Here is a 15,611-nt window from a genome sequence, read left to right on the forward strand (position 1 = left end):
TATCGTATGTAAATACATATTATGTCACTACGTGGCGAGAAATACAAATAATATGACTAGTTATGTACAAATAAAAAATTTTTAAAACTTTTGAAATATGTATATTCGACTTGTAAAGGAACTTTTCCTTCTCCATCGAAAAGTTTTATAAATATATTTCTATATTTATAAAACAAGGCACGATTTTAATCGTGCCTTGTTATTTTATTATGCAGCGTTTTCTACTAAGAAGTCTACAGCTTTACGCACTTTAAGATCTTCAGCTAAAGCGTCTACGCTTCCAAGAGCTTGCTTGATAGCGTCTACTGGCATACCGTACATTTCAGCCATTTTTTCAACTTCTGCAGTTACTTCTTCTTCAGTAACTTCGATGTTTTCAGCTTCAATGATAGCTTCAAGAACAAGATTGATTCTTACACGTTTTTGTGCATCTTCTTTCATTTGCTCTTTTAATTTGTCAGCATCAGTACCTGTGAATTGGTAGTAAAGCTCAAGGTTCATACCTTGTTGGCTTAAACGTTGCTCGAATTCACGAACCATACGATCTAACTCAGTGTTGATCATAGCTTCTGGAATTTCGATTTCAGCGTTAGCAGCAGCTAATTCTACTACTTCGTCACGTACTTTGTGCTCAGCTTCGTGCTTTTTGCCTTCTTCTAAGTTTGTGCGAAGTTTTGCTTTTAATTCATCAAGAGTTGCAACCGCTTCGTCTGCTTCTTTAGCGAACTCGTCGTTTAACTCAGGAAGTTCTTTTGTTTTGATTTCGTGAATTGTTACTTTGAATGTTGCTGGTTTGCCAGCTAATTCAGCAGCATGGTACTCTTCTGGGAATGATACTTCAACGTCTTTAGACTCACCAGACTTAAGACCGATTACTTGCTCTTCGAAACCTGGGATGAATGTACCAGAACCGATTGCTAGAGAGTAGTTTTCGCCTTTTCCACCTTCAAATGCTTCGCCATCAACGAAACCTTCGAAGTCGATTACAGCTGTATCACCGTTTTCAACAGTTCCTTCTTCTTTAACAACTAGTTCAGCTTGACGCTCTTGTAAAGATTTTAATTCGTTCTCTACATCTTCGTCAGTTACAGTTGTTTCAACTTTTTCTACTGCTAAACCTTTGTACTCACCTAATTTAACTTCAGGTTTTACTGTAACTTTTGCAGTGAAGATAAGGTTAGCATTTTTTTCGAACTTCTCGATGTCGATTTCAGGATGATCAACTGGGAAGATACCAGCTTCTTCAATTGCTTCACCGTATGCTTTTGGTAAAATGATATCTAAAGCATCTTGGTATAAAGATTCAATACCAAAGCGTTGTTCGAATAATGGACGAGGCATTTTTCCTTTACGGAAACCTGGTACGTTAATTGTTTTTACTACTTTTTTGAACGCAGCGTCGATAGAGTTGTTTACTTCTTTAGCATCAACTTCGATTGTTAAAACGCCAACGTTACCTTCTAATTTTTCCCATTTTGTAGACATTTATTCTTTCCCTCCAACTATAATAATGTATGCACATACCTCTATAGATTAAGATCTTCATTATCTCTTTTTTGAAATAACAAATACACAAATAATCCTCTAGCAAAAGCTTTCAGATATAATGTTCCAATCTACTAATTGCCCAGAAGACAACTACGGTATATTTTGTTCGAGAATAATATGAAACATATTAAGTAAGAGAATTACACTTCTCTTCTCTTACAAACAGGCAGTTTTCTGCCTTTTGCAACCCTTACATTATAACATAGAATATGCTCGTTTCAAGAACTGAACGATTCTTTTTCATAATTATACGGGCAAATATCCTTCTCTTTCAACACGTAATAACCATTGATAGGCAATATGAAACTCTTCCAATTCGATATTGTATGCTGCCATAAGCTCTTCTTCATCAATAGCCAATCCGAAACGCTTTCTTCCAATTCTCTCTAAAACAGCTGACCAAATCTCTTCTTTATCCATTAATAGAGCGAATGGGAAAACGCTAATTTGCAATTCTTTCCAATATGTAACCATCGCTTCAAATATATCGGGATATTTTTGCTCTAATCGACTTGATAATTTATGTATAATGTTATTGGATTGCTCCTCATTATGACCTGTAAATGCTGGAATTACCTTAATCGTATTCCCAAACTTTTCTACCTCTATTTCCTCTTCTACCTGACTTTCTATCATTTTATACAAAATAGAAGTTTTCAAATAGGGGTGTTGCTCTTCGTCTATTAAAAATTTCTTTAAAACAGGTAATGCAAGATCTAAGTCTTTTAATGAAAGTCGCTGAATCGCTCTTAGCTTCTGTCCAAAGTTTTCTCCAAAAATTTCTTTAGTAAACTCATCCAACTCAAAATTTGAATCCACTAGCGATGCGTCTCCCTCATTTAGCATACCTTCTGCAAATAAAGCAAGCTGCGCTAATTTTTCCTTTTGATCAGGCATTATATCTTTCGTTTGTAAAACCTTTTCAACAGTTTCAATAACACCTTCATAATCATTTGTTTGAACTAAAATAGTCACGTACGTTTCAAGAATATCACCAAATAAGACAACTCCTGTTTTAAGCAACTGTTCACATTTGTCTTTCGCTTCTTCCATACGTTTTAATTCGAGTAAACAAATAACTGAAGCTAATTCCGTTTGTTCCGTTTCCGCATTATACTGACGTAATATTTCAAAGCAGCGCAATGCATCTTCGAACTTCCGCTCTTTCAGCGCTAAAAAACCTTCATCAATATAGCGCTCTGATAGTTGTGGAAACAATACGACCGTATTTTCTTTTTTATCCATACGTCCGCCTCTTTTTCTTGATTTTAATTATGTTCAAAGTAAATATATCAAATGCGTAATGAGAACACAACATCCCAAAATTATTTGTTTGAAATATGAAAATATTTAATTTTTACATTCCAATACAAATAAATCTCTACTAAAAATTAAAATTGTACAAGTAAAAATCCCCAGCAACAAACGCAGAGGATTCATCATTAATGGAAAGCTTTTATAATTGTGGGGTATATTACAAGGGTAATAATTTGGAGAACAATAATTGCCATAACAATCATGCTAAAATAGAAGATTGGTTTACTTCGCTTCATTAAAAACATAATAATAAGCATCGTACAAGCAAACAAACTTAAGAAGAACAAACTTGTTGTCGAACTAAGTATACCACTTGGGACAAAGAACAATAACACTACACTACAAGTACCTATAATTCCAAATAACCATTCCATTCATTCACTCATTCCCTTTCCCTCTCATGGCTGTTTTCTCTAAGCAATCAAATGTTTCACAACATCAACTACATACGTTAATTTCTCATACGCTACAAATCCAAAAGCAACCGTCAAGCCCGTTACAACTAATCCTTTCATCATTTCTGCCTCCTCGTTTTATCGTTGTTATCTTCATTATAAAAGATTAGCAATTTCTTACCATCGAACTACCTTACAGTTACCTTACAGAATTGTAAGATTTCAAAAAGAGATTGAAAAACACCTCATATCGCTTGAGGTGCTTTCACGGAATTTATTTATAATCACTTGCAAAATTAACTTTTTTCTCTTGGTTATTTTTCGGAGAATCCACTCTTAAACTAATAGATTTACTAAATAATTTAGGATCAAAATAATTATTCATTACTTTTCTTAACTTACCTTCAGATATTTTCGTATTACAAGAAAACAAAGGATGAAGATCATGTTAATATATTTTTGTACAATTAAGACTTTAATTTACAAGGGGGATTATATATGTTTAAAAAAATGGCCGCAGATGTATTAGGACTAAGCGATGTAGGTTCTGTTATTACACCTAAAGACTATGATAAGGTCGATGCCGATGATTATGTAATGCATGAAGATGGGGAGAAAATTTACTTTCTAATTAAATCGAAATCAGATGAATATTGCTTCACAAACAAAGGGTTAATTCACTTAGACGGTACAAGCGCAACAAGTAAAAAACGTACACTACGCCGCTTTAGCTATAGTAAATATCAAATTAAAAACGTAGCGCTTGAAACTGCGGGAACGATTGATTTAGATGTAGAAATTAAGTTCCAAATGGGCGATGAACACTATTCAATTGATGTCCATAAAAAACATATTGAAGAATTAAAAGATTTATATAAAGCTTTACTTAAAATAGAAGAAATCTCATACGACAACGATATTACATTGCAGTATGCACATAAAAGTTTAGATATGGCATCTAAAGCTTTCAGCCGTATTTCAAACGCACAAGTAAATTTAGCAGAACAGTTTAAAGAAATAAACGAAATCGCTTTTAACTGGCTCGTTGATACGAAGAAACAATATAATGTGAAAGATTATGGTTTTGTCTTTGACAAGTTTATTAACAACTAATTTAAAACAAACAAAAAACCTTGTTATCAAAAGATAACAAGGTTTTCTTAGCGTCCCAGGAGAGATTCGAACTCCCGCTCCGCCCATTTCCGTACTATTTTATATATTTTGATCGCAGTCTTAATATATCTTCTCCTTCGCGAATGCCTGCCGATCCTTTCCTCACATTTTTTACGACAGTCCAATTCGGGTTAGTTTCATCACCGATGTTCTGTACTGTAAAATTGCCATCACCATATTTCCGGTGACCTTCCGCCAATTTCTCCGTTAAATCATTCTCATTTGATCTCGCCATCTTTGCGCCATCTCCCTTTTTTATACGACCTTCTTAAACCATCTAACCAATCACAGGTCCAGTCAATTGGAGATTCTCGTTTTCCGCTTCTATTAATTGTAACACACTACCGGGAATAAGTTCCGATAACTGCTGCTGAATTGTACTAGAATGGTAAAGAGTTTTATAATATTGTAAGTAAACAATTAAGAGAATCTGGATATGGATTTGAGTTCCATCATAAACCTATTGATTCTTTAAATTAAATAAGAGGAATAGGGCGCATAAATGGCGCTCTTTTTATTTAAGAAAAAGAAGTACATATGCAACTACTTAATATCAAAGGAAAGGTCGCAAATATCAAGAATGAACTACACCTATAACCCAAACATCAAATTTTAGACAAACAAAAAACCTTGTTATCAAAAGATAACAAGGTTTTTTTAGCGTCCCAGGAGAGATTCGAACTCCCGACCGTACGCTTAGAAGGCGTATGCTCTATCCGGCTGAGCTACTGGGACATGGAGCGGGTGAAGAGAATCGAACTCTCGACCAGAGCTTGGAAGGCTCTTGTTTTACCACTAAACTACACCCGCATATGTTATTTTCTTTTCTTCGTTAGCGCCGTTGCCCTATCGACAATATTTATTATATGTATAACCACACATAAAGTCAACACCTTTTTTAAAAGAGGATAAATTTTCTTATCCTCTTTTAAAAACTGCTTGTTCAACTAGTTGTCCGTCTAACATTTCAAAACGAACTTCCATTTGATTTTCATCCATTTCTAATAAAGCAAATGTCTTTTCTACACGCTGACGTGGTAATAAAATACTGCCTGGATTAATAAATAAAACGCCCTCGATTAATTCCGCACCTAATACGTGAGAATGTCCAAAGCATGCAACTTGCGCTCCCACTTCTTCAGCATGGTACGCTAGCGTTTGTAATGTCATTTTCACATTATGGCGATGTCCATGCACAACTAAGAAGCGAATTCCATCTACATCAGTTACAATTTCATCTTGAAAGTTAGCATAATCACAGTTTCCTTTTACAACACGGAAACCTTGCAGTTCTTCATGAGCAGGCGTTAGCTCTGAATCACCGCAATGAATCATGATATCTACTTTCCCTTCATATTTCTCTTTCAACTGCTGTAATTCCTTCACAGAGCTATGACTATCACTTACGATTAAAGCTTTCATCATTCTCTCTCCCTTATTCTCCTAAAAACCATTCCGGGATTTTTTCTTCTAATTTACGAAGAGCACGGCCACGATGGCTAATAGCATTTTTCTCATCTGAACTTAGTTCCGCCATCGCTTTTTTATATTCTTCCACATAAAAAATCGGATCATATCCAAAGCCGTTTTCCCCGCGGCGTTGTTCTAAAATAAATCCTTCACATGTCCCGTTTACAATGACAGGCTTTTTATCACCTTCAGGGAAAGCAACTGCTAATGCACAATAGAAACGAGCTTTACGCTTTTCAAACGCTACTTCATTTAATTCTTGTAACACTTTATCAATATTCGCTTGATCATCTTTCGGCTCTCCAGCAAAACGAGCTGAATACACGCCTGGTTTCCCGTTTAACGCATCTACAATAAGACCTGAATCATCCGCAATTACAATTGCATTCAACTGTCTACTCAAACTATCCGCTTTTAAGATCGCATTTTCTTCAAATGTTTCACCAGTTTCTTCGACTTCTTCAATATGAGGAAAATCGTGTAATGATTTCACTTCTAAATCAAATCGCTCAAATAACTCAGCAAACTCACGTACTTTCCCCATATTTTTTGTCGCTACAACAACTTGTTTCATACTTTCCACCTCTACTCTATATGAGATACGATGTCACCTAAAGCTTCTTTTTGCATATCAATCAGTTGGAAAATGCCTTGTTCTGCTGCATCAAGTAGTTCATTTAACTGCGCTCTACTAAACGTCGCTTCTTCTCCAGTTCCTTGCACTTCAACAAACTGGCCTTTTCCAGTCATAATCACGTTCATATCAACGTCTGCTTTAGAATCTTCTGCATAGTTTAAATCTAAAACAACACCTTGTTCTTCAACAATCCCTACTGACGTTGCTGCTAAATAATCTTTTACTGGAATTTTAGATACTTTTTCTGCTTGTAATAACTTCTCAAACGCTAATACCATCGCTACATATGCACCTGTAATAGAAGCTGTTCTCGTTCCACCATCCGCTTGAATAACATCACAATCAATCCAAACCGTTCTCTCACCAAGCGCTTCTAAGTCAACTACCGCACGTAATGCTCGTCCAATTAAGCGCTGGATTTCCATTGTACGTCCTGTTACTTTCCCTTTACTTGACTCCCTAATTGTACGTTGTTCTGTCGCACGTGGAATCATCGCGTATTCAGCTGTTACCCATCCTTTTCCTTCTCCACGCATAAATGGCGGGACACGCTCTTCAATTGTTGCTGAGCAAATCACCTTTGTATCCCCAACTTCAATTAATACAGATCCCTCTGGATGTTTTAAATAATTCGTATGAATATGTATATGGCGTAATTCTGTTTTCTCTCTACCATCTACTCGCATAAAAATAACCTCCTCTTAATTACTACTCGTTAGTATAGCCAAATTTAAATGTATGATATGTATACAATAAAAGAAGAGGAACCCAAAAAGCAATTCCTCTTTCTTACTTAAGTATATCAAATTATTGACGATTAAAAACTACCTGTATTCACGTTTTCTGGACGATCTACAGGTTTTATTAACTTTCCGCCCTTTTCATCTATAAGATTTGCTTTTCCATTTACTTCAATAGAAATATTTTTCACACCTTTCTTTTCTGTTAAAGATAAAACTAACGACTTCAATACGTAATTTGAAATCATATTTTTATCTGGGTTTACAAATATATTTTCATTAAAGTTTAATGTAAGGTTTCCGTCTTGTAATTTCGGATTCGTAATAAGCTTAACGCCTGGATTAAAATCATTCAGGAGCGATTGATGGATCGGACCTTTTACAAGTTCATCTATAATTGCTGCATAGTCATTTTCTTTACCTTCCGCAACGCGGCGTGTGACTGGTACGTAGTATTGCTGTTTATTATTATTTTGCGCCATAAAATACAGTGTGACTGGTTTTGTATTTGTTACATCTGCTACTTGTTCATCATCGAAGTTAATACCATTTGCACGGCTCACTCCTTCACCAAGCGGTGTACCACCAACCGGCATCTTTGCCAATTTCTCACCATTTATTTGGAACTGCACTTGTTTTATCTCTGTAAATTGCGTCAACGTCCAAGCTATAGATTCAACGATTTGACGCTCTTCTTCTTTCGCATAGTTTTTCATTTCTTTAGAGAAATCAATAACTGCCGTTCCGTCCTTTTTCAAATCTAAGGTCATCGTTGTATTCGCCGGAATGACTGCACGAAACCCATTCGGTAATAAATTCGTTACCGGTCCATCTTTCACAAGGTATTCTAACGTTTGCTTCACAGTCTCATTTGCTTTCGGAGTAGGTATAGCTAACGTTTGTGGTACAACATAACCATTTTTATCAACAAGGTATAGTTCTCTATTTACCATTTGCCCTTGCTTATCTTTTTTAGCTACTTCTTTCTTCCCACCCTCTGTATACGTAACTTGTTTTGGCGGATCAATTTGTTCAGTTGCTTTCTCTTGATTTATAAAGCCACACCCTGTTAGTAAAACAGCGCTCACAGTAGCACCAACAACCCATTTAAAAGTGGATTTAGGCATGCCATTCCCCCCTAAAATCTAAGTTTGTACTATTATGTATACGAGCTGTTTCACGTTTTAGAACAAGCTGTGCCTCTTATAAATTGAAACTTTAATCAGCAGGGGGCTTACTACCCAGCAAATAGCAAGATAAAACAAAAACTCCTGATTTCTCAGGAGCTCACTTATATAAATTCTACTATTATTCTTTTTCTAAATGAATATGCTTCACATTTTCAATCGGTTGACCGAACCATTTTGATGCAATTTCTTTAAACAAGCCTATTTTTCCTGTTGTTAAGAAGAGATGATCGCTTTGTTCTTCTCCTTCATTCAACATTTTACTATGATATAAGATTGTACTTACTTCACGTGCTGTTTCATCACCAGAACTAATTAGTTGCACTTTATCTCCCATTACTTTTTTAATAACAGGTCCTAAAATCGGATAATGTGTACACCCTAATATAAGTGTATCAATATCGGTACTTTTCAGTGGTTGCAGCGTTTCTCTTACAACTTCATACGCCATTTCACTTTCGAAATTCCCACTCTCTACAAGTTCAACGAAAGGTGGACAAGCTAAACTTTCTACCATAACACGGTTATTAATAGACTTTAACGCCTCTTCGTATGCACCACTTTTCACCGTTCCAATCGTTCCAATAATCCCAACGTGATACGTGTTTGTCACTTTTAAAGCTGTACGTGATCCTGGGTGAATAACTCCTACTACTGGAATTGGTAATTGTTTTTGCATCTCTTCTAATACAACTGCAGTTGCTGTATTACACGCAATAACTAACATTTTAATATTTAAATCTAGTAAATGCTCCGTCATTTCCCACGTAAATTGACGTACTTCTTCTCGAGAACGTGGACCATAAGGACAACGTGCTGTATCTCCTAAATATATGATACGCTCTTTCGGCAACTGACGAATTAATTCCTTTGCTACTGTTAAACCGCCAACTCCTGAATCGATAACACCGATTGCTCTATTCAACTTCATCACCCGTTTTCTCATTCATCATCTTTTATGCTTATCATTATATTTTACACACTTTAAGTTCGCTCACTTCAAATGCTTCTGTATGAAAATTTTCATTTTCCCATGTATAGACTAGGACCTTTTTTATTTTGCTCCTTTTTTTCGTAATTTGCAAGATAGAAAAATAACCGACCTTCTATAAGAAAGTCGGTTTCTTCTATATAAAGTGCATATTCATTGCTCCATCTTTTTTTGAAAAGAAGACATTCCCATTAATAAGAAGAAATGAGCAGAAATTAAAATGACGATAATTTATTTACAGCCCTTTTTATAGCCTTACCTATTTCCACGCTAGACTGTGGATTTTGTCCTGTAATTAAATGACCATCTACTACTACATGCGGCGTAAAATTGGGGGCTACATAAAACAAAGCTCCTTCTTCTTTCAACTTACTTTCTAGCAAAAACGGAACGCGCTTTTCTAAATGTACAGCTCTTTCTTCATCGTTTGTATAACCTGTTATACGCTTACCCGCAACAAAAAACGAGCCATCCTGATTTTTCACACCGACTAAGGAGCTTACTCCGTGACAAACAGCCGCTACAATCCGGTTATTGTTATACATATTCTCAATCAAATTTACTACATATGGATTACCTGGAAAATCTACAATCGCCCCGTGCCCACCACCAAATAAAACCGCATCATAATCCGAAAAATGAACATTTGAAATCGGCCTCGTATTTTGCAATAAAGAAGCTACATGCTTGAATTCGCGAGGTATACCATTCGGAATAGACACTCTATCTATAGGTACTCTCCCACCTTTTATTGACACAATATCAACATCAAACTTAGCCTTTTTAAATACATGATAAGGAGCTGCGAGCTCTTCCAGCCACAAACCAGTCGGGTGTCCATTCATATCATGAGCACTTGTTGAAACTAACAGTATCCTTTTCAACATATCCCCTCCTTATTACCTATTTATGTATGGAGTGTTCTTATCATTCATATAGCAAGTGAAGCAAACAAAAAATAGCCGACTTTTATATAAAAGTCGGCTGCTTTCTTATAATTCGAGCTCTCCCATACGAAGAAGCTCCACAACTGCTTGTGAACGTCCTTTAACCCCTAGCTTTTGCATTGCGTTTGAGATATGGTTGCGAACTGTCTTTTCACTTATAAAAAGTTCACCTGCAATTTCCTTCGTTGTTTTATCTTGAACCAGCAATTCAAATACTTCTCTCTCTCTCTTTGTGAGTAAAGGTTTAGATTGATACGCTTTTTCCTTCAACTGGTATAACCCTCCTTGCTTAAGCCAGAGCTGTGTATGTGTAAGTTGGGTGTTTATTTAGTCAAGATATTGTATGAACGAAATGTGCAGGTGGTGAATAAAAATGGGCTTTATTTCCTATGTTATTTTAGACTTTTATACAGTGCGTACACTCTTTTTATCCACTTACTTTCCAACGCGCCATATTTGTTCTAGCAATATACTTACAACCGTACCTACAAATAAACCATTACCGAATATATATTGCATAATAGACGGCAAGGATTGGAGTGCTCCAGACGGTAAAAACATTACGCCGCTGCCAAATAATACTGCAACGCCTAAGATCGTTACATTCCTTTCACTCATCGGCACTTGTTTTATATTATTAAATCCAATTCCAATTAACTGTACGAACGAAGCCATTAAAACAGCCGATGCAACAGCTGATGGTAAAGATGCTAAGTAACGAATAATACTTGGAAAAAGAGACATTACGACTAGTAACGCACATGCCATTAAGAACGATCGTATATACTTTTGTTTTGTTAAACGTATAAATCCTGCCGTTGCTGGTAACGGAACGACACCTACAGTTGAAAATACAGAAGAGATGAGATGTGAAATCCCCCCAACCCATGTTCCATCTTTCAACTGTTTTTGTTCAATAGTCGCTTTATGAATAGTTGCTTGATTAATTGCTATAATAGCTGCCACCGTATTCGAAACTAAAATACATACCATAACGAAACTTGATACAGCCATACCTGTATTCCATTTTGGAAGTCCCCAAGCAAATATATGTGGAAGTTGCACAAAATGAGTTACTTGAGATGGGATTGTCACTTTTCCTGCAATGAGAAAAATAATCCACCCACTAATTAATCCTATTAAAACTGCATAACTTTTGACAAAGCCTTTTCCAAAATTAGATAGTATAATAACGAACAGAAATATACTAAACGCGATCATTGCTGTAAATCCGTCGATTTGAGAAATAGTAGCTGTAATTCCTAACATTCCTTTTAAAAATACACCACTTAATTGTAAACATAATAAAAGTAAAAACGTCCCTGTCACAAGCGGCGTAAATAAAAATAAAATACGTCCTATAAAACCAGTTACTCCTAATCCTATTAAAATAACACCGGAGATTATCATTCCTAATTCTAAAATTTGCAGTGTACTATGTAATTGATCCTGTCCGGCCGTTGCATAAGCAAGTACGGTAAATACACCAACCCAAGATCCAGCCGGCCCATCCGCAATTGGCAGTCTATGCCCAAGCCACCCTTGTAAAAAAGAAGATATACCAACTACAAAAAACGTACGCTGCATTAAATAAAATATTTCTTCCGTCGTAAGATGAAATAATCCGCCAACGACAATTGGTAGTGCGATTGAATTTGCTAATAAAAATATAAACCATTGCAAAGTTCCCATAATATGATTTTGGTTATGTTGATTGTCCAATTTTTTCATCCCTTCTAGCTTTCCTATAAAAATATATTGTAAGAATAAAAAAGAAGAGTTCTATACTCACCATTAGAACCCTCCTCAAAATATTTAAACGATTCTTCTACACAAGATTATTTAATTCCACCTCATTTAAACTTCCAACAACAATATTTCCTTTATACACGACTAAACGTTTTTCTGTTTGACGCGCTACTGCTTCAGCAGCGCATGTCGCATTCGTCAAAACAAAGCTCGCTTCATCCCCTACATTCGGCCATACTCGCTTCCCTTCATTATTTAACGTTTCTTTTCCTCCTGTAATAAAGCGGAGTGCTTTTCCTAAAGACCTTTCGTCACTCCACCCAAAACGCTCTGCTAATCGATTCGCCTTTTGAAGCATATCACCTGTTCCAAACGGTGACCAATGATCTGTAATGCTATCATTGCCTAATGCAACCTTAACACCTTTTTTATCTAATAACGGAATTGGGATTACTTGTTTACCAATTGGCACTGTTGAAGTAATATCAATATTTACATTTGCGAGTCTTTCTGCCACTTCTTCAGCCTCTTTATCAGTAACACCACCAAGTCCAAGTGCATGACTAATCGTTACACGGCCTTGCCATCCTGCTTCTTCTGTTAAACTTGCCAATCTCTTCATCGTAAACGTTCCAAGATTATTCGCATCGTGCAAATGAATATCAACATCCGCATTAAATTCTACTGCGATATCCATAATTGTATGTAATGACTTTTCAATGTCATTATCTACTGTAGCTGGATCTACTCCTCCGACTAGATGAGCACCCATACGCATCGCATCTTTCACGAGTTGCACAGAATCACTGCGCAATAATCCATGTTGCGGAAACGCAACAATTCTACTAGACACTCGATTTTTATATGTTTCTAATGCTGCTAACGTCGCCTCCAGATTACCAAGCCCAATAATCGGATCGACATTACAATGCGTTCTAATATTCGTTGCACCATTTTGCAGTAGTAACTCTAGCATATTTTCCGCTCTATTTTGGGCAGTCGCTAATTGCTTTGGTAAAATTTTTTCTTCTTCATTAAAACGTGTAAAAATACTTTCTGCTGGCATACAAGCTTTCCATGGGCCACTATAATATGTTTTATCAATGTGAATGTGCATCTCTTTGAAAGCTGGCAACATTAATAAGTTCTTAGCATCAAAAGTTACTATATCTTCCTCTTGAACAATCCCTTTTATAATTTTTTTAATTCGACCATCTTCAATAAGTAAACTGCATAATTCTGTTTCTGTTTGTGAAATTCTCTCTTCTTCATATGTATATCCTGATTCAAGCATTACGTTAGTCAACCAATATACTGTCATCTCTATTTCCCCACCCTTTATTAAAAATCACCTCATAACTACAAGTTTAATATCCACTGAAAATTAAGACAATTAATACGATCACTTCTCACAAAAAAATGTAATACAACCCCATAGTCTTCTCATAAATTTCCATATAGAATAAAAGTATGCAGTTTGATATAAAAAGGAGTTGATTGGAATATGTCAAAAAAGTTATGTAAATCCGAAACTGATAAAATGCTATTTGGTATATGTGGTGGTTTAGGAGAATATTTTGATATTAGCTCTACTCTTATTCGTATCATTTGGGTTATTGCTGTTTTATGTTTTGGGACAGGATTTTTAGTTTATTTCATTTGTTTATTACTTATGCCACGTTCGTACTAACGGCATTATTTCACATACTTAAGAAGAGCAAATCACCTATAGAATCCTATAGGTGATTTTTTCATGAAGAATATTTCATCGTTAAATGTAATACCGCTACTTCTTCTTCTTCATTTTTATAAATATGCTTCTTATTCGCTTCAAATTGAATGGAATCAAACTCATTTAATTCGTATACATCATTCTCCACTTGAATAGACACTTTCCCTTTCATTACCGTTACAAGCTCAATCGCACCTTCATGATGAGCTTCTGGCTCATATATACTATTTGATCGTAAACAAGCACGGTGCATTTCCATCCCTGTTTCTTTCGTATAACGGAACATCGTTTCTAAATGCCACGCTTGTCCTTCATCTACTGCAAATCCTTCTCCACAGCGCGCAACAGCTACAGGTTCTCCAACAACCATTAATCTGGATAAAGGAATTGATAACCCTTTCGTTATTTTCCAAATGACAGCTAGTGTCGGATTTGTTTCCCCTCTTTCGATCTTTCCTAATGTTAATTTACTAACTCCTGTTTTATGAGCTAATTCTTCTAAACTTAATTTCTGTTCATTTCGAATTTGTCTCAATAACTGTCCAACTTGTTGAATGACTTCTTTCGTTTGCATATCTTCATTTTCTTTCATATATAAAACCACCTTAAAGTATAAAATAGTTTACTTTTAATAATTAAAAGTATATCATACTATACATAATTATTTATTTTCGAAAGGAGTGTTATACTTCATGCGCGCAATTTTATTAGGTCTTTTATCATCGGCCTTTTTTTCTGCAACCTTTATTATTAATAGAGCAATGAATGTATCTGGAACGAGCTGGGCTTGGACAGCTTCCTTCCGTTTTTTATTTGCTCTTCCTATTTTATTCCTTATCGTTTTATTTCGCAAAAACTTTAGGGGATTATGGGAAGAGTTAAAAAAACATCCATTGGCATGGATCGGATGGGGTTCTGTTGCCGGTATTGGTTTTTATTCTTTATTAAGTTTCGCAGCTGTCTTTTCTCCAGCTTGGCTCGTTGCTGGAACTTGGCAAGTTACGATTTTAGCTGGTTTACTACTATCACCACTATTTTTCGTGAAAATAGAAACAAAATCAGGTACGAAACTTGTACGTGGAAAAATTCCACTTCGTAGCTTATATGTTGCATTATTTATTTTACTTGGTGTAATTTGTATGCAAGCAACTGCCGCAGGCCATATTACAATGACCCAGTTCATTTCAGGTTTTTTACCTGTCGTATTAGCCGCTTTCTTATATCCGTTCGGTAACCGAAAAATGATGGAGCTTGTTGATGGACGCCTTGATACGTTCCAACGTGTATTAGGAATGGCAATTGGAAGTCTTCCTATAACAATCTTGCTTGGTATATACGGATTTTCTACTACTGGCATTCCAACATCCAACCAAATGCTTCAAGGATTTTTGTTAGCATTATGTTCCGGCGTTATTGCAACGATGACATTTTTCTTTGCTACTGACTTAGCAAAAGATAACCTCGCTCTACTTGGAGCTGTTGAAGCAACACAAGCTGGAACGATGGTCTTTACCGTACTTGGAGAAATCATTTTCTTAAATGGTTCACTCCCTGGAGGACTTTCTCTCATCGGAATGATTATTATCATGTTAGGAATGGTTGCAAATAGTATTTTAAACCGTTCTGTTCCAGTCGTTAAACAGAAAAAATCGGCATAAAAAAAGGGTATGGTTCTATAGAGATGAACCATACTCTTTTTTATTGTCCCCCTATTTCGCCTTATCA

The 15,611-nt window shown here is 35.8% G+C and carries 17 protein-coding genes, 2 tRNA genes and 1 pseudogene; 4 read left to right on the plus strand and 16 right to left on the minus strand.

Annotated elements, in window-relative coordinates; genetic code table 11:
- Positions 1-207 precede the first annotated feature (207 nt).
- From tig to N2V80_RS22385, 3 genes are all read right to left on the minus strand, one after another.
- Positions 208-1,485, minus strand: coding sequence for a trigger factor (gene tig / locus N2V80_RS22375; protein ID WP_000105215.1), 1,278 nt, complete (start codon positions 1,483-1,485; stop codon positions 208-210).
- 309 nt (positions 1,486-1,794) lie between these two features.
- Positions 1,795-2,793 carry a hypothetical protein gene (locus tag N2V80_RS22380; protein WP_000358271.1) on the minus strand — a complete coding sequence of 333 codons (999 nt, stop codon included), beginning with the start codon at positions 2,791-2,793 and terminating at the stop codon, positions 1,795-1,797.
- A gap of 197 nt (positions 2,794-2,990) precedes the next feature.
- On the minus strand, positions 2,991-3,239 hold the full coding sequence (locus N2V80_RS22385; RefSeq protein WP_001983650.1) for a hypothetical protein: 249 nt from the start codon (positions 3,237-3,239) through the stop codon (positions 2,991-2,993).
- A 519-nt stretch (positions 3,240-3,758) separates the two neighbouring features.
- Between N2V80_RS22385 and N2V80_RS22390 the strand changes: the two genes are divergently transcribed.
- Positions 3,759-4,373, plus strand: a complete 615-nt coding sequence (locus tag N2V80_RS22390) for a PH domain-containing protein (RefSeq protein WP_061654506.1) — start codon at positions 3,759-3,761, stop codon at positions 4,371-4,373.
- A 94-nt stretch (positions 4,374-4,467) separates the two neighbouring features.
- Here the strand turns inward: N2V80_RS22390 and N2V80_RS22395 are convergent, their stop codons facing one another.
- Complete coding sequence (locus tag N2V80_RS22395; protein WP_000124460.1) at positions 4,468-4,668, minus strand: hypothetical protein; 201 nt, start codon at positions 4,666-4,668, stop codon at positions 4,468-4,470.
- Between the two features lie 152 nt (positions 4,669-4,820).
- Here N2V80_RS22395 and N2V80_RS30575 point away from each other — a divergent pair.
- A pseudogene (locus tag N2V80_RS30575) lies at positions 4,821-4,913 on the plus strand (DUF6572 domain-containing protein); the annotation flags it as partial.
- Positions 4,914-5,094: 181 nt separating this feature from the next.
- Here the strand turns inward: N2V80_RS30575 and N2V80_RS22400 are convergent.
- From N2V80_RS22400 to N2V80_RS22450, 11 genes are all read right to left on the minus strand, one after another.
- Positions 5,095-5,168: transfer RNA gene (locus N2V80_RS22400), tRNA-Arg, on the minus strand.
- A gap of 1 nt (position 5,169) precedes the next feature.
- Positions 5,170-5,243: transfer RNA gene (locus N2V80_RS22405), tRNA-Gly, on the minus strand.
- 108 nt (positions 5,244-5,351) lie between these two features.
- On the minus strand, positions 5,352-5,855 hold the full coding sequence (locus N2V80_RS22410) for a metallophosphoesterase (protein ID WP_000645504.1): 504 nt from the start codon (positions 5,853-5,855) through the stop codon (positions 5,352-5,354).
- A 13-nt stretch (positions 5,856-5,868) separates the two neighbouring features.
- Positions 5,869-6,477 (minus strand): XTP/dITP diphosphatase, encoded by a 609-nt coding sequence (locus N2V80_RS22415; protein WP_000815943.1) that lies wholly within the window; start codon positions 6,475-6,477, stop codon positions 5,869-5,871.
- Between the two features lie 11 nt (positions 6,478-6,488).
- Positions 6,489-7,226: a ribonuclease PH gene (gene rph, locus N2V80_RS22420; RefSeq protein WP_001261765.1), complete on the minus strand. Its 738-nt coding sequence runs from the start codon at positions 7,224-7,226 to the stop codon at positions 6,489-6,491.
- A 131-nt stretch (positions 7,227-7,357) separates the two neighbouring features.
- Positions 7,358-8,407: a spore germination protein GerM gene (gene gerM / locus N2V80_RS22425; protein WP_001126746.1), complete on the minus strand. Its 1,050-nt coding sequence runs from the start codon at positions 8,405-8,407 to the stop codon at positions 7,358-7,360.
- 181 nt (positions 8,408-8,588) lie between these two features.
- Positions 8,589-9,398 (minus strand): glutamate racemase, encoded by an 810-nt coding sequence (gene racE, locus N2V80_RS22430; protein WP_000774005.1) that lies wholly within the window; start codon positions 9,396-9,398, stop codon positions 8,589-8,591.
- 275 nt (positions 9,399-9,673) lie between these two features.
- A complete protein-coding gene (locus N2V80_RS22435) occupies positions 9,674-10,345 on the minus strand; it encodes a type 1 glutamine amidotransferase domain-containing protein (protein WP_000919606.1) in 672 nt (223 codons plus the stop codon).
- Positions 10,346-10,450: 105 nt separating this feature from the next.
- Positions 10,451-10,675 (minus strand): spore germination transcription factor GerE, encoded by a 225-nt coding sequence (gerE, locus tag N2V80_RS22440; RefSeq protein ID WP_000659484.1) that lies wholly within the window; start codon positions 10,673-10,675, stop codon positions 10,451-10,453.
- Positions 10,676-10,840: 165 nt separating this feature from the next.
- On the minus strand, positions 10,841-12,136 hold the full coding sequence (locus N2V80_RS22445) for a purine/pyrimidine permease (RefSeq protein WP_002062437.1): 1,296 nt from the start codon (positions 12,134-12,136) through the stop codon (positions 10,841-10,843).
- Positions 12,137-12,233: 97 nt separating this feature from the next.
- Positions 12,234-13,475: an amidohydrolase family protein gene (locus N2V80_RS22450; RefSeq protein WP_000219559.1), complete on the minus strand. Its 1,242-nt coding sequence runs from the start codon at positions 13,473-13,475 to the stop codon at positions 12,234-12,236.
- A 183-nt stretch (positions 13,476-13,658) separates the two neighbouring features.
- Between N2V80_RS22450 and N2V80_RS22455 the strand changes: the two genes are divergently transcribed.
- Positions 13,659-13,844, plus strand: coding sequence for a PspC domain-containing protein (locus N2V80_RS22455; protein WP_000038411.1), 186 nt, complete (start codon positions 13,659-13,661; stop codon positions 13,842-13,844).
- A 61-nt stretch (positions 13,845-13,905) separates the two neighbouring features.
- Here the strand turns inward: N2V80_RS22455 and N2V80_RS22460 are convergent, their stop codons facing one another.
- Positions 13,906-14,478: a helix-turn-helix domain-containing protein gene (locus N2V80_RS22460; RefSeq protein ID WP_000661924.1), complete on the minus strand. Its 573-nt coding sequence runs from the start codon at positions 14,476-14,478 to the stop codon at positions 13,906-13,908.
- Between the two features lie 100 nt (positions 14,479-14,578).
- On the opposite strand from N2V80_RS22460, the gene N2V80_RS22465 reads away from it, so the two are divergent.
- Complete coding sequence (locus N2V80_RS22465) at positions 14,579-15,544, plus strand: DMT family transporter (protein WP_061654507.1); 966 nt, start codon at positions 14,579-14,581, stop codon at positions 15,542-15,544.
- The last annotated feature ends 67 nt before the right edge of the window (positions 15,545-15,611 follow it).

Origin of the sequence: Bacillus sp. FSL W8-0640, from assembly GCF_038007725.1 — a bacterium.
GTDB lineage: Bacteria > Bacillota > Bacilli > Bacillales > Bacillaceae_G > Bacillus_A > Bacillus_A cereus.